The sequence below is a fragment of the Trueperella bernardiae genome (assembly GCF_030246965.1).
Lineage (GTDB): Bacteria > Actinomycetota > Actinomycetes > Actinomycetales > Actinomycetaceae > Trueperella > Trueperella bernardiae.
Window position 1 is genome coordinate 399,854 of record NZ_CP127099.1, and the last position, 20,304, is coordinate 420,157.

The 20,304-nt window shown below is 65.4% G+C and carries 15 protein-coding genes and 1 tRNA gene; 12 read left to right on the forward strand and 4 right to left on the reverse strand.

Going from position 1 to position 20,304, the window contains the following annotated elements; all coding sequences use genetic code 11:
• The first annotated feature begins 2 nt into the window (after positions 1-2).
• A complete protein-coding gene (locus QPC17_RS01845) occupies positions 3-1,160 on the forward strand; it encodes a UDP-N-acetylmuramate dehydrogenase (RefSeq protein WP_101923776.1) in 1,158 nt (385 codons plus the stop codon).
• 41 nt (positions 1,161-1,201) lie between these two features.
• Here QPC17_RS01845 and QPC17_RS01850 read toward each other — a convergent pair whose 3' ends face one another.
• A complete protein-coding gene (locus tag QPC17_RS01850) occupies positions 1,202-2,236 on the reverse strand; it encodes an adenosine deaminase (RefSeq protein ID WP_285347407.1) in 1,035 nt (344 codons plus the stop codon).
• A 79-nt stretch (positions 2,237-2,315) separates the two neighbouring features.
• Between QPC17_RS01850 and QPC17_RS01855 the strand changes: the two genes are divergently transcribed.
• Positions 2,316-3,545 (forward strand): phosphotransferase, encoded by a 1,230-nt coding sequence (locus tag QPC17_RS01855; protein ID WP_285347408.1) that lies wholly within the window; start codon positions 2,316-2,318, stop codon positions 3,543-3,545.
• A 4-nt stretch (positions 3,546-3,549) separates the two neighbouring features.
• On the opposite strand, the gene QPC17_RS01860 is transcribed toward QPC17_RS01855, so the two are convergent.
• On the reverse strand, positions 3,550-4,752 hold the full coding sequence (locus QPC17_RS01860; RefSeq protein ID WP_062613699.1) for a pyridoxal phosphate-dependent aminotransferase: 1,203 nt from the start codon (positions 4,750-4,752) through the stop codon (positions 3,550-3,552).
• Positions 4,753-4,938: 186 nt separating this feature from the next.
• Between QPC17_RS01860 and QPC17_RS01865 the strand changes: the two genes are divergently transcribed.
• From QPC17_RS01865 to rpoC, 10 genes are all read left to right on the forward strand, one after another.
• Positions 4,939-5,011 (forward strand) — tRNA-Trp (locus tag QPC17_RS01865).
• Positions 5,012-5,067: 56 nt separating this feature from the next.
• Positions 5,068-5,295, forward strand: a complete 228-nt coding sequence (gene secE / locus QPC17_RS01870) for a preprotein translocase subunit SecE (RefSeq protein WP_062613599.1) — start codon at positions 5,068-5,070, stop codon at positions 5,293-5,295.
• A 13-nt stretch (positions 5,296-5,308) separates the two neighbouring features.
• Positions 5,309-6,118, forward strand: coding sequence for a transcription termination/antitermination protein NusG (gene nusG / locus QPC17_RS01875; protein WP_068538831.1), 810 nt, complete (start codon positions 5,309-5,311; stop codon positions 6,116-6,118).
• A gap of 108 nt (positions 6,119-6,226) precedes the next feature.
• Positions 6,227-6,661, forward strand: coding sequence for a 50S ribosomal protein L11 (gene rplK / locus QPC17_RS01880; RefSeq protein WP_062613597.1), 435 nt, complete (start codon positions 6,227-6,229; stop codon positions 6,659-6,661).
• A gap of 77 nt (positions 6,662-6,738) precedes the next feature.
• A complete protein-coding gene (gene rplA / locus QPC17_RS01885) occupies positions 6,739-7,443 on the forward strand; it encodes a 50S ribosomal protein L1 (protein WP_062613596.1) in 705 nt (234 codons plus the stop codon).
• Positions 7,444-7,533: 90 nt separating this feature from the next.
• Positions 7,534-8,160, forward strand: coding sequence for a uridine kinase (udk, locus tag QPC17_RS01890; protein WP_285347409.1), 627 nt, complete (start codon positions 7,534-7,536; stop codon positions 8,158-8,160).
• 244 nt (positions 8,161-8,404) lie between these two features.
• A complete protein-coding gene (gene rplJ, locus QPC17_RS01895) occupies positions 8,405-8,926 on the forward strand; it encodes a 50S ribosomal protein L10 (RefSeq protein ID WP_068538832.1) in 522 nt (173 codons plus the stop codon).
• 73 nt (positions 8,927-8,999) lie between these two features.
• Positions 9,000-9,389 carry a 50S ribosomal protein L7/L12 gene (gene rplL / locus QPC17_RS01900; RefSeq protein WP_062613593.1) on the forward strand — a complete coding sequence of 130 codons (390 nt, stop codon included), beginning with the start codon at positions 9,000-9,002 and terminating at the stop codon, positions 9,387-9,389.
• A gap of 408 nt (positions 9,390-9,797) precedes the next feature.
• Positions 9,798-13,262 carry a DNA-directed RNA polymerase subunit beta gene (rpoB, locus tag QPC17_RS01905; RefSeq protein WP_062613592.1) on the forward strand — a complete coding sequence of 1,155 codons (3,465 nt, stop codon included), beginning with the start codon at positions 9,798-9,800 and terminating at the stop codon, positions 13,260-13,262.
• Positions 13,263-13,347: 85 nt separating this feature from the next.
• On the forward strand, positions 13,348-17,322 hold the full coding sequence (rpoC, locus tag QPC17_RS01910) for a DNA-directed RNA polymerase subunit beta' (protein ID WP_285347410.1): 3,975 nt from the start codon (positions 13,348-13,350) through the stop codon (positions 17,320-17,322).
• 454 nt (positions 17,323-17,776) lie between these two features.
• On the opposite strand, the gene QPC17_RS01915 is transcribed toward rpoC, so the two are convergent.
• Both QPC17_RS01915 and QPC17_RS01920 read right to left on the reverse strand, forming a co-directional pair.
• Complete coding sequence (locus QPC17_RS01915; protein WP_068538834.1) at positions 17,777-18,166, reverse strand: hypothetical protein; 390 nt, start codon at positions 18,164-18,166, stop codon at positions 17,777-17,779.
• Positions 18,167-18,565: 399 nt separating this feature from the next.
• A complete protein-coding gene (locus QPC17_RS01920; protein ID WP_101923780.1) occupies positions 18,566-20,041 on the reverse strand; it encodes an amino acid permease in 1,476 nt (491 codons plus the stop codon).
• Between the last annotated feature and the right edge of the window lie 263 nt (positions 20,042-20,304).

Genomic DNA, 20,304 nt, shown 5'->3' on the forward strand with positions numbered 1-20,304 from the left:
CCATGTCGTGCCAGATCCCAGAACCGTCTGAGCCCACCACCACGATCCCGCCGGTGGCCACCACCCGCTATCGCGGCAACACGCTGGCGGAGATGACCACGATCGGCGTGGGTGGGCGGGTCGCGGAGGTCGTCAACGCGCACGCGGAGGCCGAGATCGTCGACGCCGTCTCCACGGCCGACGCCGAGGGCCGGCCTGTGCTTGTGGTCGGCGGGGGATCGAACATCCTCGCGTCCGATCAGCCGTTTGACGGCGTGGTCGTCCACGACACCCGCTCCCAGATTGAGACCCTCATGGAGGACGGTTGCGGGGGTGCGGAGATGCGCGTCACCGCGGGCACGCCGTGGGACGAGGCCGTGGTCTACGCGATCGAGCACGGCTGGATGGGCCTCGAGGCGCTGTCGGGCATCCCGGGTTCGGTGGGCGCCGCGCCCGTGCAGAACATCGGCGCCTACGGCCAGGAGGTGGCCGAAACCCTTGCCCAGGTGCGCACGTGGGACCGCCAGACTGGCGAGTTCAAGACCCTGTTCCTCTCAGACATGAAGTTCGGCTACCGCGATTCGATCCTCAAGCGCTCGATTTGCGGTGGCAGCCCGCGCTGGGTGGTGCTGTCGGTGACGTTCCACATGCGCCGCGCCACGCTGTCCCGCCCGGTCGGTTACGGCCAGCTCGCGCGCACGCTCGGGGTGGAGATCGGGGAGCGGGCGCCGTCGTCGGACGTGCGGGCCGCCGTGCTCGAGCTGCGCGCCTCAAAGGGTATGGTCCTCGACGACGCCGACCGCGACACGTACTCCCTCGGCTCCTTCTTCACCAACCCGGTCCTCAGTGAGGAGCAGTCCGCCCTGCTGCCGCCCGAGGCGCCGCGCTTTGGGGTGGCGCGTCACGACGCCGTCAACCAGATTGGCGCCGCCGCTCCGGTAATCGAGGGGCAGGTCAAGACGTCGGCCGCGTGGCTTATCGACCACGCGGGCTTTACGCCTGGCTATGGCATGCCCGGGCCGGCGGCCCTGTCCACCAAGCACTGCCTGGCGCTCAGCAACCGTGGCGGGGCGAGCGGGGAGGACATCGCGGCGCTGGCGTGCGAAATCCGTGACGGGGTTGCCGAGAAGTTCGGCGTCACCCTCGTGCCCGAACCGGTGCTGGTTGGCCTGGAAATCTAGCCGGTCAGGAGATCTAGTCGGCGGGGCCGAGACGGCCCGGCCTAACCAGCCGGGTCAGGATCGGGCGCGGTCAGCCACTCCTCGACTTCGGCCAGCCACTTTTGCTTGGAGTCGATGCGGGCCATGGAGGCGGTGATGGAGTCGCGGGCGAAGCGGGCGAGGTCGGCGTCGGAAAAGCCCTGGTCGCGGGCGATCTGGTACTGGTCGGTCAGGCGGGAGAGGAAGAGTAGCGGGTCGTCGGCGGAGAGGGCGATCTGCGCGCCGGAGTTGTACAGCACGCGCAGGGGCACGTTTTCGGGGTCGGAGTACACGCCGAGCGAGATGTTGGACGCCGGGCAGACCTCGAGCGCGATGCCGGCCCCCACGATCCGGGCTAGCAGGTCGGTGTCTTCGGCCGTGCGCACGCCGTGCCCGAGGCGGGTGGGGCGCAGGTAGTCGAGCACCTGGCGGATGTGGTCCGGGCCGAGTAGCTCGCCGGCGTGCGGCACGCTGGCCAGCCCCGCGTTGCGGGCGATGTTGAAGGCCGTGGCCCACTGGGAGGTGTCCCCGCGCCGCTCGTCGTTGGATAGGCCGAAGCCGATCACCTGGCCCGGCCCGTCGCCGGCGTGCTTGGCGGCCAGGCGCGCGAGCGTGCGGGCGTCGAGCGGGTGCTTGATTCGCGAAGCAGCCACGATGATCGCCACCTCCACGCCCGTCTCGCGCGAGACCACCTGCGCCTCGTCGAGCACGATCTCCAGCGCGGGCGTGATGCCCCCAACGAAGGGCGCATACGAGGTGGGGTCGATCTGAAGTTCCAGGCGGCGCGATCCCTCGGCGGCGTCGTCGGCGGCGGCCTCCCGCACGATCCGGCGCATCGCGCCCTCCGAGCGCACGACCTTGCGAGCGGCGTCGTAGGCACGCTGGAAACGGAACCAGCCGCGCTCGTTCGCGGGCACCTGCATGGCCTGGGTGTCGGTGAGGTTGGCGGGCAGGCGCACGCCCTGCTCACGGGCGAGATCGATCAGCGTGGAGACCCTCATGGAGCCGGTGAAATGCAGATGAAGGTGTGCTTTGGGCAAAGTCTTCAGATCTCGCATGCGCCCATCCTAGTCGGTGCGGCATCCCAATACACGCCGCGCATTTGAGACCTTCCCCAATCACTCCTATAAATGAACCATGACCACCCACACCGAGCGCCGCGCTGTCGCGCTCCTCACCGGCCCGTCCGCGGGGGAGATGCTCTCCCTGGCGCTCGGCGAAGGGATCCTGCGCTCGTGGCGGCTGCGCGCGGTCAACCACAGGCCAGGCGCCGGGATCTCGGTGGGCTACTCGGTCACATGGGACGAGGTGCGCCACAAGTCGAGCGCGCGAGAGGTGCGCGAACGCCAGGACGGCTACGTCGTCGCCTCCACCGCCCGCATCCCCCAAAGTAGGCTCGACGCCGCCGGCGCCGTCACGCTCTACGCCGGCGACCTCCCCGTCCACCTGTGGGAGTTCCCCGGCGACCCGGAACTGCCCGCGCTCGCGGACGCCTGCAACCCGGAGGCCATGGCCGGCCTGGTGGGAGAGTGCGATGTCGAACTGCTCGGCTACCGGCCCACTCGCCGGGCCGTGCTACGCGTGCAGACGCACGCCGGCCTCAGCTACGCGAAGGTGGTGCGCCCCGACGCGCTCGACGCACTCATCGCCCGCCACCGCGTCGTCGCCGACGCCGAGCTGCCCACTCCGCGCGTCGTGGTCTGCCGGCCCGACGGGCTGGTGGTGACCTCGGCGGTGGAGGGCGAGTCGCTCGCGCTCAGCTTCCAAAGCGGGCGCGACCTGCCCTCGATCTTTCGGTCGCTCACGCGCACGCTCAACGCCCTGCCTGCCTCCGCGCTCGACCTGAAATACCGGCCGGCGTGGGCCGAGAGGTGCGAGCACTACGCGCGGGCCGCCGGCGCCGCGAGCCCCGAGCTCACCGGCCGGGTCTTAGACCTTGCGGCGGGGATCATGGCCGTGCGGCGCAGCGCGGACTACGGGCCGCTCGTGCCCACCCACGGCGATTTCTACGAGACCAACCTGCTGGTCAGCGGCGGGCGGCTCAGCGGCCTGCTCGACCTCGACTCCCTCGGCCCCGGCTACCGCGCCGACGACTGGGGCTGCCTGCTCGGCCACCTCTCCGTGCTCCCCGGGTTGAGCGACAAGTACGCCGGCGCGCGCCAGATCCAGGAGGACTGGTATAGGCGCGCTTCCCACGACGCCGACCCCGCGGCCATCGCCGCCTCCGCCGCTGGCGTGGTGCTCTCGCTCGTGGCCTCGGCTCGCCAGCGCGGGCGCGCCGACTGGAAGGACCAGGCCCACTCTCGTCTTGTGGTGGCAGAAGAATGGCTCGCCCGGGCAAACCGCCCGGGCGAGCCAGCCAGATAGGGGCTTATGCGAACAGGCGCTGAATGCGCTCCACACCCTCCACCAGGTCCTCATCGCCCAGCGCGTAGCCGAGGCGGATGTAGCCCGGCGCGCCGAAGGCCTCGCCCGGCACGACAGCCACCTGGGCCTCCTCGAGAATGATCTCGGCCAGCTCGGAGGTGGTGGTGGCCACCCGGCCGTTGATCTCCTTGCCGAGCACGGCCTGGACGTTGGGGAACACATAGAAGGCGCCGGTGGGCTCCGGTACCTCAAAGCCCTCGATCTCCCGCAGCATCGTCACGAGGGTCTTCCGGCGGCGGTCGAAGGCCTCCTTCATCTCCTCCACCACGCCCTGGTCGCCAGTGAGGGCCGCGATCGCGGCGCGCTGGGCCACGTTGTTGACGTTGGAGGTGATGTGGGACTGGAAGTTCGCCACCTTCTTCATCACGTCAGCCGGGCCGTGCATCCAGCCCACGCGCCAGCCCGTCATCGCGTACGTCTTGGCCACGCCGTTGACGATGATCGTTTGGTTCTGCAGCTGCGGCACCTCGCGCAGGATGTAGGCCATCTCGCCCGCGTAGATGAGGTGCTCGTAGATCTCATCTGAGATCACCCAGATGCCGTTGTCCAGCGCCCACTCGCCGATCGCGCGTAGCTCATCGGGGGTGTAGACCGAGCCGGTGGGGTTGGACGGGGAGCACAGCAGGAGTACCTTGGTGCGGTCCGTGCGCGCGGCCTCCAGCTGATCCACCGTCACCTTGTAGTCCTGGTCCGAGCCGGCGAAGACCTCCACGGGCACGCCGCCACACAGGGTGATCGCCTCGGGGTAGGTGGTCCAGTACGGGGCGGGAAGGATGACCTCGTCGCCGTCGTCGAGCAGCGAGACGAACGCCTGGAAGACGGCCTGTTTGCCGCCGTTGGTCACGATGATGTTGTCCGGATCGACGACGACGCCCGAGTCGGCCTTCGTCTTCTCCGCAATCGCCGCGCGTAGCTCGGGCAGACCCTTGGCGATCGTGTACTTGTGGTTCTTCGGATCGGAGGCTGCATCAATCGCGGCGGCGACGATGTGGGCCGGGGTGGGGAAGTTCGGTTCGCCGGCGCCGAAGCCGATGACAGGCTGGCCGGCGGCCTTGAGGGCCTTAGCCTTCGCGTCAACGGCCAGGGTGGCCGAGGGCTGGAGCGCCGCGAGGCGCTGGGAGACTCTATTGCGTGGTTCTGTTGCCATGGTCACTATGGTCGCACGAAGTGCGCCGATCAGGAAGAATCATTCCGAAAAGCGGGCCAAGTGGTCCAAATTACAGCAGGGTAACCCCCAGCCGCCTAGACCTGCGGCGCGTTTGTCACTAGACTGTTGCGAGTTGCTCATTGGCAACACCACAGCGACATCAGGCATAATAGTTCTGACGTCTTTAGGGTAGTGGCGCAATTGGTAGCGCACCGGTCTCCAAAACCGGCGGTTGTGGGTTCGAGTCCCTCCTGCCCTGCAATGAAGGCGGCCCTAGATTAGGGTCGTTTTCCACATTACCGAGAGGACACCCTAGTGAGCCAAGCAGCATCTCGACGCGAGTCCGAGTCCAAGGGCCTGTGGCAGCGCATTATTACCTTCTTCAAGGAGGTTGTCGCCGAGCTCAAGAAGGTCCAGCGCCCCACCCGCAAGGAGCTGTGGCAGCTCTTCCTCACAGTCGTGTTCTTCGTGGCCGTGGTCATGGTGTTCGTGGGCGTGATTGACGTGGTCTTCAACCAGGCCATGTTCTGGATCTTTGGCTAGGAATAGGGAATCAATGTCTCAATCGAACGACGATATTTTCTCCGACAAGCCCGAGCAGGCACTGCCGGTCGACGCCGAAGCTACGGCTGGCGTCGAGGATCTCGAGGAGCTTTCCGTGGACGACGCCGCGGCGCCGGTTGCCGCCGTGTCGGAGGTGGAAGCTGAGCTGGACGCTCCCGAGTCCGAGGCCGCGCCTGAGGACGACGGCGTCGTGACGGAGGAGACCGTGCGGGCGCGCCTGCGCGGGCTGCCGGGCGAATGGTACGTGCTACACACGTACGCCGGCTATGAAAAGCGCGTCAAGCAGGACATCGAATCGCGTGCTCACACCATGAACATGGAAGATTACATCTTCGAAGTTCAGGTGCCGATGGAAGAGGTGTTCGAGGTCAAGAAGGGCCAGCGTAAGCTGGTGACGCGCGTGCGCATGCCAGGATATGCCCTCATCCGGATGGAGATGACGGACGATTCGTGGCGGACCGTTCAGGACACGAACGGTGTGACCGGCTTCGTGGGCAACGGCCGTGATCCGGTGGCGCTCACGCAATCCGAGGTCGTGCAAATGCTCACCCCCGTGGTCGAGCAGGAGGCCGCCGAGGCGGCCAAGGCCGCTGGAAAGCCCGTTACCTCGGGCGCCCCGGCCATCGTTGCCGACTACGAGGTTGGCGAGACCGTGACACTTACCACGGAGCCGTGGGTCGGAATGCCCGCTACAATTTCTCAGGTTGACGCGGCGAACCAGAGGCTCACCGTGCTCATGACTCTTGTCGGCCAGGAAACCCCGGTCGACCTGTCCTTCGGCCAAGTGGAGAAGATGGACTAACCCGGTTTCTCCGAACCGGGCGTGGAAACACACCGCTTCTTTGCCGCCGTTGGGCGCCCGCCATCGTTGCCATGATGGCGGTTTGTAGATAAACAAGAAGGATCAAATATGCCACCCAAGAAGAAGGTTGCAGGTCTGATTAAGCTCCAGATCGAAGCTGGAGCCGCTACCCCTGCACCGCCGATTGGCCCCGCGCTGGGTCAGCATGGCGTGAACATCATGGACTTCGTCAAGGCCTACAACGCCGCGACCGAGTCCCAGCGTGGAAACGTCATCCCGGTCGAGATCACCGTCTACGAAGATCGCTCGTTCGACTTCGTGACCAAGACCCCGCCGGCTGCTGAGCTCATTAAGAAGGCAGCGGGAATCGCGAAGGGTTCCGGTGTCCCGCACACCAACAAGGTCGGCCACCTCACCGCAGATCAGCTGCGCGAGATCGCCAAGACCAAGGAGCCGGACCTGAACGCTAACGACATCGACAACGCCGCTCGCATCATCGCTGGCACCGCGCGTTCGATGGGCGTCACCACCGACGAGATTTAATTAGCGATCATCGATCGCCGTGGTAGAGCCCGGAGCGGGTTCGTTTCCCACGACTGCCAACTAGGAGAAATGCAGACATGGCAAAGCGCTCTAAGAATTACCGCAAGGCCGCTGAACTGATTCAGCCGGGTGAGCTTTACACCCCGCTGGAGGCGATGGACCTTGCCAAGAAGACCTCCGTGACCAAGTTCGACTCCACTGTCGAAGTGATGTTCCGCCTGGGCGTTGATCCGCGCAAGGCTGACCAGCTGGTTCGCGGAACGGCTATCCTTCCGCACGGCACGGGCAAGACTGCCCGCGTCATCGTCTTCGCCCAGGGCCCGAACGCCCAGGCCGCGATCGACGCCGGTGCGGACGAGGTCGGCGACGACGAGCTGATCGAGAAGGTCGCCGGCGGCTGGACCGACTTCGACGCCGCCGTGGCCACCCCGGACATGATGGGCAAGGTCGGCCGCCTGGGCCGCGTGCTCGGCCCCCGCGGCCTCATGCCGAACCCCAAGACCGGCACCGTGACCATGGACGTGGCCAAGGCTGTCTCGGACATCAAGGGCGGCCGCATCGAGTTCCGCGTGGACAAGCACGGCAACCTCGCCTTCATCGTGGGCAACACCTCGTTCACCACCGAGCAGCTCTACCAGAACTACGTGGCTGTTCGCGAAGAGGTCCTGCGCCTCAAGCCGTCCTCGGCTAAGGGCCGCTACGTGAAGAAGGCAACCGTGTCGACCACGATGGGCCCGGGCATCCGCCTGGACGTGTCGAAGCTGGCCGACAACGACGCCTAAGTGTTATCGGCAAAGGCCCGCACCGACGTGCGGGCCTTTGCCCTATATTCACCACGTCAGACTTGAGTGGGAGCGGGAAGAGGAGCGCGTATGGCTAAGCCGATGGTGATCGGGATCGCGGGCGGTACCGGTAGTGGGAAGACCACCTTGACCCGGGCGATCGAGGCGAAGTTCGCTCCGCGCACCGCGGTCGTTTTCCACGACAACTACTACCGCCCTCACGACGACCTGCGGCTCGAGGAACGCGCCAAGCTCAACTACGATCACCCGGACGCCTTCGACAACGACCTGATGATCGACCAGCTCCACCAACTCATCGGCGGCCAGGCGATCGACTGCCCCACGTACGACTACGCCCAGCACACGCGGGCGAAGGAGACGATCCGGATCGAGCCGGCGCCCGTCATCCTCGTGGAGGGGATCGTGATCTTCGTCGAGGAGCGCCTGTGCGACATGTTCGACGTCAAGCTGTTCGTGGAGACCGACGCCGACGTGCGGATCCTGCGCCGCGTCAAGCGCGACGTGATCGAGCGCGGGCGTACGATCGAATCGGTGGAGCAGCAATATCTGACCACCGTCAAGCCGATGCACGAACTGTACGTGGCGCCCTCCAAGCGCCGGGCCGACATCATTATTCCCGAGGGCGGGCGCAACCTCGTGGCCCTCGACATGCTCGTCCATCGCATCTCCCACGAGCTACGCGAACACGGGCAGTGAGGGTGCGAGGCGAGCAACGGCGTCGTGAAGTGACGCACGTTCGCCCGCGCGGCCTTGCCCGGCTGGGGCGAAGGCGTTAGTCTGATTCATGCCCAAGACCGCAGGTCTCTTCGGAGTTAATTTCATTCAATGAAAACCCGCGTAGGTATGACAAGAGAATTATTCTTCGTGAATCTCCTCGTGCCTGCGTGCGCGAGGTTTTTTATTGCGTGAAAACTGTGGCAAACCATCGGAAGGAGGTCCCATGAAGCGGACCGAAAAGTCTGCAGAGATCGCGCAGCTGACGGAAGAATTCCGTAACTCTGACGCCGTTCTTCTGACGGAGTACCGCGGACTGACCGTGGAGCAGATGAAGACTCTGCGCCGCGCGCTCGGCTCTGATGTGCGTTACCACGTCGCTAAGAACACGCTCGTGCGCATCGCTGCGAAGGACGCTGGTGTTGAGGGTCTGGATGCAGACCTGACCGGCCCCACCGCCCTCGCTTTCGTCACCGGTGACATCGCTTCCGCAGCCAAGGCACTGAAGAACTTCGCGAAGGACAACGACAAGCTCGTGCTCAAGTCCGGCGTGATGGAAGGCCAGATCCTCGACGTCGACGGCGTCAAGGCCCTTGCTGATCTTGAGTCGCGTGAGGTTCTCCTCGCGAAGGCCGCCGGAGCCCTCAAGGCTTCGATGGTCAAGGCTGCATTCGTCTTCAAGGCATCCGCCACGAAGACGGTCCGTACCGTTGACGCCCTGCGTGCGAAGCAGGAAGCCGCTGCCTAGCAGCACCCACCAATTGTTAAATCCTCACCTGAGGGAACTGCCTCGCAAGTAGGCAAAGGAAGGAAGGTCTACCATGGCCAAGCTCACTGTTGACGAGCTCATCGATGCTTTCAAGGAGCTCACCCTGATCGAGCTCTCCGACTTCGTGAAGAAGTTCGAGGAGGAGTTCGACGTCGAGGCCGCCGCTCCGGTCGCCGTCGCCGCTGCTGCCGCCCCGGCTGCTGGCGAAGCCGCCGCTGCTGAGGAGGAGAAGTCGGAGTTCGACGTCATCCTCGCTGATGCCGGCGCCACCAAGATCGCGGTCATCAAGGAGGTCCGCGCTCTGACCTCGCTCGGCCTGAAGGAGGCCAAGGACCTCGTTGACGGCGCTCCGAAGCCCGTCCTCGAGGGCGTTGCCAAGGAGGCCGCTGAGGAGGCCAAGGCTAAGCTCGAGGCCGCCGGCGCCAAGGTGGAGCTCAAGTAATTTTTGCGGCCTAGCCGCATGGGCCCCCGCGCTTGATCCTTCCGGATCAGCGCGGGGGCTTTTCCACACGCCGGGCCGGTACTTGCATTGGCGGGCGTGGCGTGCGATAGTCTTGGGAGCCGGCATTGCCGGAATCACATGGCCCTGTGCATCGAGGAACCCTCTTCTGCAGCGACCGCAGCGAGGTGATTCGAGGATCGCGGGTGCTACATAGGTGTCGTGACCCCTTCCACAGGGCGGGGGATAGACTTCCCTACGCCAAAGCGGTAAATTTGAAACTTGCGCGGACTTTCATTTGCCATGCCCAGGTTAGCTAGGAGCTCTCGCAAGGATGCATCCCTAGCTCGAGGTTTGTGCTGGTGACGGCCTCGCGCACGGCCTAACCGACATAGAGGGAAGGATCACCCTTTGGCTGCTTCGCGCACCTTTAATACCACCTTTGTTGACGGCAAGCTCGCCTCGGATCGCGTGTCTTTCGCTAAGCTCCACGAGCCGCTGCCGGTCCCGGACCTTCTCGGACTTCAGACCTCCTCCTACGGGTGGCTGATCGGCTCGGAGGAGTGGCGCAAGAACGCTGCCCCGGATGAGAAGTCTGGTCTTGAGGAGATCTTTGATGAGGTCTCCCCGATCCAGAACACCGCTGAGACCATGGGTCTGGTGCTGTCCAACCCGCACCTCGAAGGCGAGAAGGCGTCGATCGCCGAGTGCAAGGAGAAGGACCTGACCTACTCCGCCGCGCTCTACGTGACGGCCGAGTTCCAGAACTATGAGACGGGCGAGATCAAGTCTCAGACCACCTTCATTGGTGACTTCCCGCTCATGACCCCGCAGGGTACGTTCATCATCAACGGCACCGAGCGCGTGGTCGTGTCCCAGATGGTGCGTTCCCCGGGCGTGTACTTCGAGCGCAGCGCGGACAAAACCTCGGACAAGCTGATCTACAACACGAAGATCATCCCCTCGCGCGGTGCGTGGCTGGAGTTCGAGATCGACAAGCGCGATTCTGTGGGCGTTCGCGTGGACCGCAAGCGTAAGCAGTCGGTGACCGTGTTCCTCAAGGCTCTTGGCATGACCGAGGCGGAGATCCGCGAGGAGTTCGCGCAGTACCCGATCCTTATTGACACCCTGGAGAAGGACACGGTTCACACCCAGGAGGAGGCCCTCCAGGATCTGTACCGTAAGCTTCGCCCGGGCGAGCCGCCCACGGCCGAGGCCGGCCGCACGCTGCTCAACAACTTCTATCTCAACCCCAAGCGCTATGACCTGGCGAACGTGGGCCGCTACAAGCTCAACAAGAAGCTGGGCCTTGACCCGGAGGGCAAGGACCGTCAGCTCCAGTTGTCGGACATCACCGCCACCCTGCGCTACCTCCTCGCGCTGCACGCGGGGGAGAAGACCACCGTGACCGTCGACGCCGGCCGTGAGGTCGTGGTGGAGGACGACGACATCGACCACTTTGGCAACCGCCGCATCCGCGCCGTTGGTGAACTGATCCAAAACCAGGTGCGCACCGGTCTGGCCCGCCTCGACCGCATGGTCCGCGAGCGTATGACCACCCAGGATGCTGAGGCGATCACGCCGTCGTCGCTCATTAACATCCGTCCGATCGTTGCCGCGATTAAGGAGTTCTTCGGAACCTCCCAGCTGTCGCAGTTCATGGACCAGAACAACCCGCTGGCGGGCCTGACCCACAAGCGCCGCCTGTCGGCTCTCGGCCCGGGCGGCCTGTCGCGTGACCGCGCGTCGATGGAAGTGCGAGACGTCCACCCGTCCCACTACGGGCGCATGTGTCCGATTGAGACCCCGGAAGGTCCGAACATTGGCCTGATCGGCTCGCTGGCCACCTACGGCCGTGTCAACGCGTTCGGCTTCATTGAGACCCCGTATCGCAAGGTCGAAAACGGGGTTGTCACCAACCAGATCGACTACCTCGATGCTGCGGATGAGGACCGCTACACTGTCGCTCAGGCCGCCGCGCCGATGGATGAGAACGGGAAGTTCCTCGAGGCGGAAGTCCTCGTTCGCCTCCCCGGCGGTGAGCCGGCGCTGATCCCAGCCGACGAGGTCGACTACATGGACGTCTCGGCGCGTCAGATGGTGTCGGTGGGTACCGCCGCCATCCCGTTCCTCGAGCACGACGACGCGAATCGAGCCCTCATGGGTGCGAACATGCAGCGTCAGGCCGTGCCGCTCATCAAGCCGGTCGCCCCGCTCGTGGGCACGGGCATTGAGATGCGCGCAGCGGTCGATGCGGGAGATGTTCTCGTGGCCCGCGCGGGCGGCGTCGTGACCGAGGTCTCGGCCGACCACGTGACCGTGGAAGAGGACGAGGGCACGTATTTCACGTACCGACTGACGAAGTTCGAGCGCTCCAACCCGGGCAACTGCACCAACATGAAGGTCGTGGTGAGCGAGGGCGATCGCCTGGAGAAGGGCTCGCTCATCGCGGACGGCCCGGCCACCGAGGGCGGCGAGCTCGCGCTCGGCCAGAACCTGCTCGTGGCCTTCATGGCGTGGAACGGTTACAACTACGAGGACGCGATCATCGTCTCTCAGCGTTGCCAGTCAGAGGACCTTCTGACCTCAATCCACATCGAGGAGCACGAGGTCGACGCGCGTGACACGAAGCTGGGCCCGGAGGAGATCACCCGGGACATCCCGAACGTGTCGGAGGAGATGCTCTCCCACCTCGACGAGCGCGGTATCATCCGCGTGGGCGCCGAGGTCGTGGCCGGCGACATCCTGGTTGGCAAGATCACCCCGAAGGGCGAGACCGAGCTGACGTCGGAGGAGCGCCTGCTGCGCGCGATCTTCGGCGAGAAGGCGAAGGAAGTGCGCGACACCTCGCTGCGCGTCCCGCACGGCCAGTCCGGTATCGTCATCGGCGTCAAGGAGTTCTCAGCCGAGAACCACGACGAGCTGCCCTCGGACATCCGTCAGTCAGTCCGCGTGCACATCGCTCAGCGCCGCAAGATCTCGATTGGCGACAAGATGGCCGGCCGCCACGGTAACAAGGGCGTCATCTCGCGAATCCTGCCGGTGGAGGACATGCCGTTCATGGAGGACGGCACCCCGGTCGACATCGTGCTCAACCCGCTGGGCGTGCCCTCGCGTATGAACCTGGGCCAGGTCTTCGAGCTCCACCTCGGGTGGGTGGCGAAGCAGGGCTGGGACGCCACCGCGGCGCGCGAAGCCGGCGAAGAGTGGGCCGTGCGTCTGCCCGAGCGGGCCGTCAAGGCCGGCCCGGATCGTACCGTGGCCACCCCGGTGTTCGACGGCGTCCTGTCCGACGAGCTCAACGGCCTGCTCGCGAACACGAACCCGAACCGAGACGGCGATCGTATGGTTGACGCCGCGGGCAAGGCTCGCTTGTTCGACGGCCGCACCGGCGAGCCGTTCCCGGATCCGGTGTCGGTGGGCTACATGTACATGCTCAAGCTTCACCACCTGGTGGACGACAAGATCCACGCCCGTTCCACGGGCCCGTACTCGATGGTCACCCAGCAGCCGCTGGGCGGTAAGGCCCAGTTCGGCGGCCAGCGCTTCGGTGAGATGGAGGTGTGGGCGCTGGAGGCTTACGGCGCCGCGCACACCCTGCAGGAGATGCTGACCATCAAGTCGGACGACACGGTTGGCCGTGTGAAGGTCTACGAGGCGATCGTGAAGGGCGACAACGTCCCCGAGCCGGGCCTGCCCGAATCGTTCAAGGTCCTCGTTCAGGAAATGCGTTCGCTGTGCCTGAACGTGGAGGCCCTCGACGCGGGCGGAAACGCGATCTCGCTGCAGGATGCGGACGAGGACGCCTTCCGTTCGCCGCAGTCAGCAGGTATCACCACCGGCCTCGAGGGGCTCGAGTCCGGCTCTGACTTCTGACTCTTGTGGGTGGGGCGGCGAACGCCCGCCGCTCCACCTGCCAATGGCCACAATTGAGGCGTGAAGAACTGAGGATGTAGGAATCTTGCTCGACGTCAATCTTTTCGATCAACTCTCGATCTCCCTTGCCACGTCGGAGGATGTGCGCAAGTGGTCGCACGGCACCGTCACTAAGCCGGAAACCATTAACTACCGTACGCTCAAGCCGGAAAAGGACGGTCTTTTCGGCGAGCAGATCTTCGGCCCCACCCGCGACTGGGAGTGCGCGTGCGGCAAGTACAAGCGCCCCCGGTACAAGGGGATCGTGTGCGAGCGCTGTGGCGTTGAGGTCACGCGTTCGAAGGTGCGCCGTGAGCGCATGGGCCACATTGAGCTGGCCGCGCCGGTCACCCACATTTGGTACTTCAAGGGCGTGCCCTCGCGCCTGGGCTACCTGCTGGACATCGCGCCGAAGGACCTGGAGAAGGTCATCTACTTCGCGGCCTACATGGTCACCGATGTGGACGAGCAGCGCCGTCACGATGACATGCCCTCGCTCACGGCCGAGTACGAGCTCGAGCGGGAGAACCTGCTCAAGGAGCGCGACGCCGCCGTCGAGCAGGCGCTGAAGGCCGAGGAGCAGACCCTGGCCGAGGCGGAGGCTGCCGGTGAGGACGCCGCGTCGCGCGGCAAGATCAAGCGCTCCACGCAGGCCGACACGCGCCGCGTGCGTGCCCGCTACGAGGCCGAGATCGCCAACCTCGAGGAAATTTGGGACAAGTTCACCAAGCTCAAGGTGGGCGACCTGGAGGGCGACGAGGTCGCCTACCGCGAGATGGAGACCCGCTGGGGCGACTACTTCCAGGCTTCGCGCGGCGCGGAGGCCATTCAGCGTCGCCTCAAGAGCTTCGACCTGGAGGCCGAGCACGAGTTGCTCGTGGACCAAATCGAGAACGGCACCGCCCAGCGCAAGACCCGCGCGCTCAAGCGCATCAAGGTGGTCAACGCCTTCCTGCACTCGAACACCCCGCCGGAGGCGATGGTGCTCGACGCGATCCCGGTGATCCCGCCGGATCTTCGCCCGATGGTGCAGCTCGACGGCGGCCGCTTCGCCACGTCCGACCTCAACGATCTCTACCGCCGCGTCATCAACCGCAACAACCGCCTGCAGCGCATGCTGGAGCTGAAGGCACCGGAGATCATGGTCAACAATGAGAAGCGCATGCTTCAGGAGGCCGTGGACGCCCTGTTCGACAACGGCCGCCGTGGCCGCCCGGTCCAGGGCGCGGGCAACCGTCCGCTCAAGTCGATCTCCGACATGCTCAAGGGCAAGCAGGGCCGCTTCCGTCAGAACCTGCTGGGTAAGCGCGTGGACTACTCGGGCCGTTCGGTTATCGTGGTTGGCCCCACCCTCAAGCTTCACCAGTGTGGTCTGCCGAAGACCATGGCGCTCGAGCTGTTCAAGCCGTTCGTGCAGAAGCGCCTGGTGGACCTGGAGCTGGCCAAGAACATCAAGGCCGCCAAGCGACTCATCGAGCGTCAGCGTGACGAGGTCTTCGACGTGCTCGAAGAGGTTATCCAGGAGCACCCGGTGTTGCTCAACCGCGCACCTACCCTCCACCGCCTGGGTATCCAGGCCTTCGAGCCGCAGCTGATCGAGGGTAAGGCGATCCGCCTGCACCCGCTCGTGTGTTCCGCCTTCAACGCGGACTTCGACGGCGACCAGATGGCTGTTCACCTTCCGCTGTCGGTGGAGGCGCAGGCCGAGGCCCGCGTACTCATGCTGTCGGCCAACAATATCCTCAAGCCGTCCGACGGGCGCCCGGTCACCGTGCCGGCGCAGGACATGATTATCGGCCTGTACCACCTCACCACCGTGCGTGAGAACGAGGTGGGCGCCGGGCGCTACTTCACGTCTGTTGCGGAGGCGGAGATGGCCCACGACCTGGGCGAGCTCCACCTTAACGCCCCGGTTCACATCCGCTGGAAGGCTGACGAGATCATCCCGCCGCGCGATTGGGCTGCGCCCGAGGGGTACGAGGAGGGCGACGACGTCATCCTCACCACCACGCTCGGCACCGCCCTGTTCAACGACGCCCTTCCCACCACGTTCCCGTTCGTCAACGAGCCCGTGGGCAAGAAGGTGCTGGGCGGCATCGTCAACGAGCTTGCCGAGCGTTACCCGAAGGTCGACGCGGCGGCGTCGTTGGACGCGCTGAAGGAGACGGGCTTCTACTGGGGTGGCCGCTCCGGCGTGACCATCGCGGTGTCTGACGTGATCGCGCCTGCGAACAAGACGAAGATCCTGGAGGAGGCCGAGGAGCGCGCTGCGAAGATCGAGCAGGACTTCCAGGAAGGCAACATCCGCGACGAGGACCGCCGCCGTGACCTGGTGGCCCTGTGGACTGAGGTGACCGACATGGTTGCCGACGAGATGCGCAAGAACTTCGACGACCTGAACAACATCAACCAGATGGTTCAGTCCGGGGCGCGAGGCAACTGGATGCAGATTCGTCAGGTTGCCGGTATGCGTGGCCTCGTGGCCGACCCGAAGGGCGAGATCATTCCGCGTCCGATCAAGTCGAACTACCGCGAGGGCCTGTCGGCGCTCGAGTACTTCACCGCAACGCACGGTGCGCGTAAGGGTCTGGCCGATACCGCTCTGCGTACGGCTGACTCGGGCTACCTGACCCGTCGTCTGGTGGACGTGGCGCAGGACGTCATCGTTCGCGAGGCCGACTGCGGCACCAGCCGCGGCCTGCCCAAGCCGATCGTGGCACTCGATTCCGACGGCAACGAGCTGCGCCTGGCCACGGTGGACGGCGTTCCGACCGAGGTCACCGAGAAGGAGGTCTCGGCCGCCGAGTGGGCATCCGCCGAGCTCATCCGTTCCGAAGACATCGACACGTCGGTCTACGCACGCACGCTCGCCAAGGATGCGCTGGACGCCGACGGGAATGTCGTCGTCGCGGCCGGCACCGACATCGGCGACGTCGCACTCGAGAACCTGCTCGCCGCGGGGATCAAGCAGATCCACGTGCGCTCGGTCCTCACCTGTGACTCGCGCGTGGGCACGTGCACCAAGTGCTACGGCCGATCGCTCGCCACCGGCAAGCTGGTGGACATCGGCGAGGCCGTGGGCATCGTGGCCGCCCAGTCGATTGGCGAGCCCGGCACCCAGCTGACGATGCGTACCTTCCACACGGGTGGTGCGGCGTCGGCCGAGGACATCACCCAGGGTCTGCCGCGTGTCCAGGAGCTCTTCGAGGCGCGCACCCCGAAGGGTGAGGCCCCGATCGCTGAGGCCGCCGGCCGCCTTGAGATCGAGGACCTTGAGCGTTCCCGCCGCCTCATCATCAAGCGCGACGACGGCGACGAGGACCTCACCTACCTGGTGGCCAAGCGCGCCAAGCTCCTCGTGCCCGAGGGCGCTCACGTGCCGGTGGGCCAGCAGCTGGTTGAGGGTTCGGTTGACCCGAAGAAGGTGCTGCGTATCTCCGGCCGCCGCGTGGCCCAGCTCCACCTCGTGTCCGAGGTGCAGAACGTGTACCGCTCGCAGGGCGTGGAGATCCACGACAAGCACATCGAGGTCATCGTGCGCCAGATGTTGCGCCGCGTCACCGTTCTCGAGGCCGGCACCACCACGTTGCTCCCGGGTGAGCTGGTGGACGTGGCCCAGTTCGAGCAGGCCAACCGCGCCGCGATGGCGGAAGGCGGGAAGCCGGCGTCGGGCCGTCCGGAGCTGATGGGTATCACGAAGGCGTCGCTGGCCACCGACTCGTGGCTGTCCGCGGCGTCCTTCCAGGAGACCACGAAGGTGTTGACGGAGGCGGCGCTCAACGCGAAGTCCGATCCGCTTGATGGTCTGAAGGAGAACGTCATCCTCGGTAAGCTCATCCCGGCCGGTACCGGCCTGGAGCAGCTGCGCCACGTCAAGGTGGAGCCGACGTCGGAGGCTCGTTCGGAGTACGAGCAGCTCAACACGTTCGGCGGCCTGGATTCGTTCGACGACATCTACGGTTACAGCTCGCTTGACGACTACGACACGTCGATGGGCTACGGATACGGTCTGAACTTCTAGGGCTGCGAAGAATGTGAGGCTGGGCCGGATTCTTTCCGGCCCAGCCTCGTTTTGTGCGGACCTGCGCTGGCGCGGGGCGTGACGTGCGCGACTTGGTGCTTTCACGGCGGCGCTTTCCATCCGCCTTGCCTTTCCCGTTGCTCTCGCCTATGGGGAGACCACTCATTTAACGACCGTTTCTACTGCGGCTGTCGATACCCAGCCCGGACCGAGCCTCGCCTTGGCCGAGGGTAACCCGGCGGAGGAGATCGCGCAGGTCCAGCAGTCCTCCCAGCTGTCGCACTTCCCGTGGGAGCGTCATCTTCACGGTGGTCGCCGTCGTGGCCGTGTACCTGTGGCGTAGCGGCTACGCCCGACACAAGTCGTGAATCTGGGGCCAACCAGGCTCCTATAGGATTCGGCAGCCGACATATTCACGAGCTTTGCGCACCACGCGCTGAACTGGGAAGAGCCGCTAATCCAGGTCGACGAGGTTGACACCGGGGAAGATGACGTGTTCTGCCTGCGGGTAGAGCTTGCCACCGCATTCGAATCCATCTGGGATCTCATGCGTGACGCTGGTCTCGAAAGACTCGCCGACCTTGATGGTGACGTCTCCGACCGTGATCGACTTGGCGTCGCTCGCAGATACCGGCTCGGAAAAGACGATGAGCGTATCGTCCCCGACAATGGGGCAGGCGTACCCCTCCGCAACGTCGATGCGGGTGAGAGTGTTCAGTTTAGCGGCTAGGGGGCCTTCCGTCTCGCGCGGGAGGGTGGGCACAGTAAGCGCCTCGGAATTCGTGCATGCGGCGAGGGCTGCCAGATACAGCGCCGCGGTTATCAAAACCTTGTGCTTCATCATGGTCCTTCCTTACTAGAGCATCAGCCGCGCGGCATATGTGGCGGCGATCTTGCGCCAATCCACTACGTATGTAGTCGACTTTCCGATGAGCGGGTTCTTGATTCCAGAGACGATTCCGGTGACCTTCACGCTGGATCCGAAGTCTGCATATGCCATTCCGCCGGAATCCCGCGTTGCGAGTGACATCGAGGTCTCGATGAACACTTGAACCCTGGGTGATTCGGGCGCGCGGCTTGCCGTTGTCGAGGAATCGAGCAGGTAGTCCGCGGGAAGAGCCAGGACTTGCTGGTCTCTTTAGGGCTATAGAAGTAGTAGCGGCTCAAATACGGATCTATGTCCGTGATGCTATCGAACGTGGTCAATGGCGTGAGGGCTCAGGAAGCCCGCAGGGGCGCGCAGTTAGTCGGCGTCCGAACGCCGGGTCAGATCCGCCTCCAGCGGCTTGACCGCCGGCGCGCGCGTGATGAGCTTGTGCCCAGCCCACAGCGCCAGGAACAGCGGCAGGCCGATGTAGCTGGACAGTAGCGACATGAACTCCGTGTCGCCCAGGAGTGCCTCGGTGTTCTGGCCGACGATCACCACCAGCGTCATCGCGAGCGCCAGGAGCGGTCCGAGGGGGAAGAACGACGCGCGGAAAGGCAGCTCGGCGGGGTCGTGGCCCTGAGCCACGTACGCCTTGCGGAACTTGTAGTGGCTCCACGCGATGCCCACCCAGGTGATGAACCCGGCCAGCCCGGAGGCGTTGACGAGCCAGGTGTAGGCTTCGCCGTCGCCGATGAGGGAGGTGAGGAAGGAGGCCGCGCCCACCGCCGTGGTGGCGAGCAGGGCGGCCATGGGGATGCCGCGCCGGGTCGTCGTCGCGAAAATCGCGGGAGCCTGGCCGGACTTGGCAAGGCCGTAAAGCATGCGGGTGGAGGCGTACAGCCCCGAGGTGCCGGCCGACAGCACCGAGGTGAGGATGACTGCGTTCATGATCGCGGCCGCCGCGGCGATGCCGGCACGCTCGAAGACGAGGGTGAAGGGGGACAGAGCGATGTCGCCGCCAGGGTTGAGGAGCGCGGGGTCGGTGTAGGGCAGGAGGAAGCCGATGACGGCGATGGCGCCGATGTAGAAGATGAGGATGCGCCAGAAGACGGCATGGATGGCGCGGGGGATGGTGCGGTCGGGGTCCTGGGCCTCGCCGGCCGCGATGCCGACCATCTCGGTGCCCTGGAAGGAGAAGCCGGCGATCATGAACACGGACAGGATGCCGAGCCCGCCGCCCACGAACGGGGCGTCGCCCGTGGTCCAGTTCGCTGTGCCGGGGGAGGTGCCGCCCATGATGCCCGCGATCATGAGCACGCCGAGGCCGAGGAAGACGAGGACCGTGACCACCTTGATTGCGGCGAACCAGAATTCGCCCTCGCCAAACGTGCGCGCGGAGATCGCATTAATAAGGAAAAGGATGACGAGGAAGAGTGCCGACCACACGATCGACGGCGTATCCGGGAACCAGTAGGCCATGACGAGCGCGGCGGCCACGAGCTCGGCGGCCACGGTGATCGCCCAGTTGAACCAGTAATTCCACCCCATCGCGAACCCGAACGATGGGCTGACGTAGCGCGTGCCGTACTCGCCGAAGGAACCGGCAACGGGGGAGTAGGTGGCCATCTCACCCAGCGACTGCATGAGGAAGAAGACCATGATGCCGATCAGCGCGTAGGCGAGCAGGGCGCCGCCGGGGCCGGCCTGGGAGATTGTGGCGCCGGAAGCGACGAACAGCCCCGTGCCGATCGCGCCGCCGATGGCGATCATGTTGAGGTGGCGGGCGCGAAGGCCGCGGTGAAGGCGGCCGGCGGAGGCGGGCGCGCTATGTTGGGTGGGGTCGGTGGTCATGGCAGGCTCCATCATGGGCGAACGTCAATCGTTGTGCATCCTACACCCGGCCGCAGGCAGACCTTCGGAGGCGTCTACGACTCGGGCGTGCCGGCGTGGTGAGTTCCCTCATGTTCGCCCCTGCCGGACGGCCCTGGGAACGACGCCGTGTGGGTAGCGCCACGCACGCGTTTCGGTCACAATCTTTGACCGGATTGGCGCGCTAACGCTATTCTGGAACGCGGTGCCCGTCCCACGGGGTGGCGTTGCGGCGCCGGATTGGT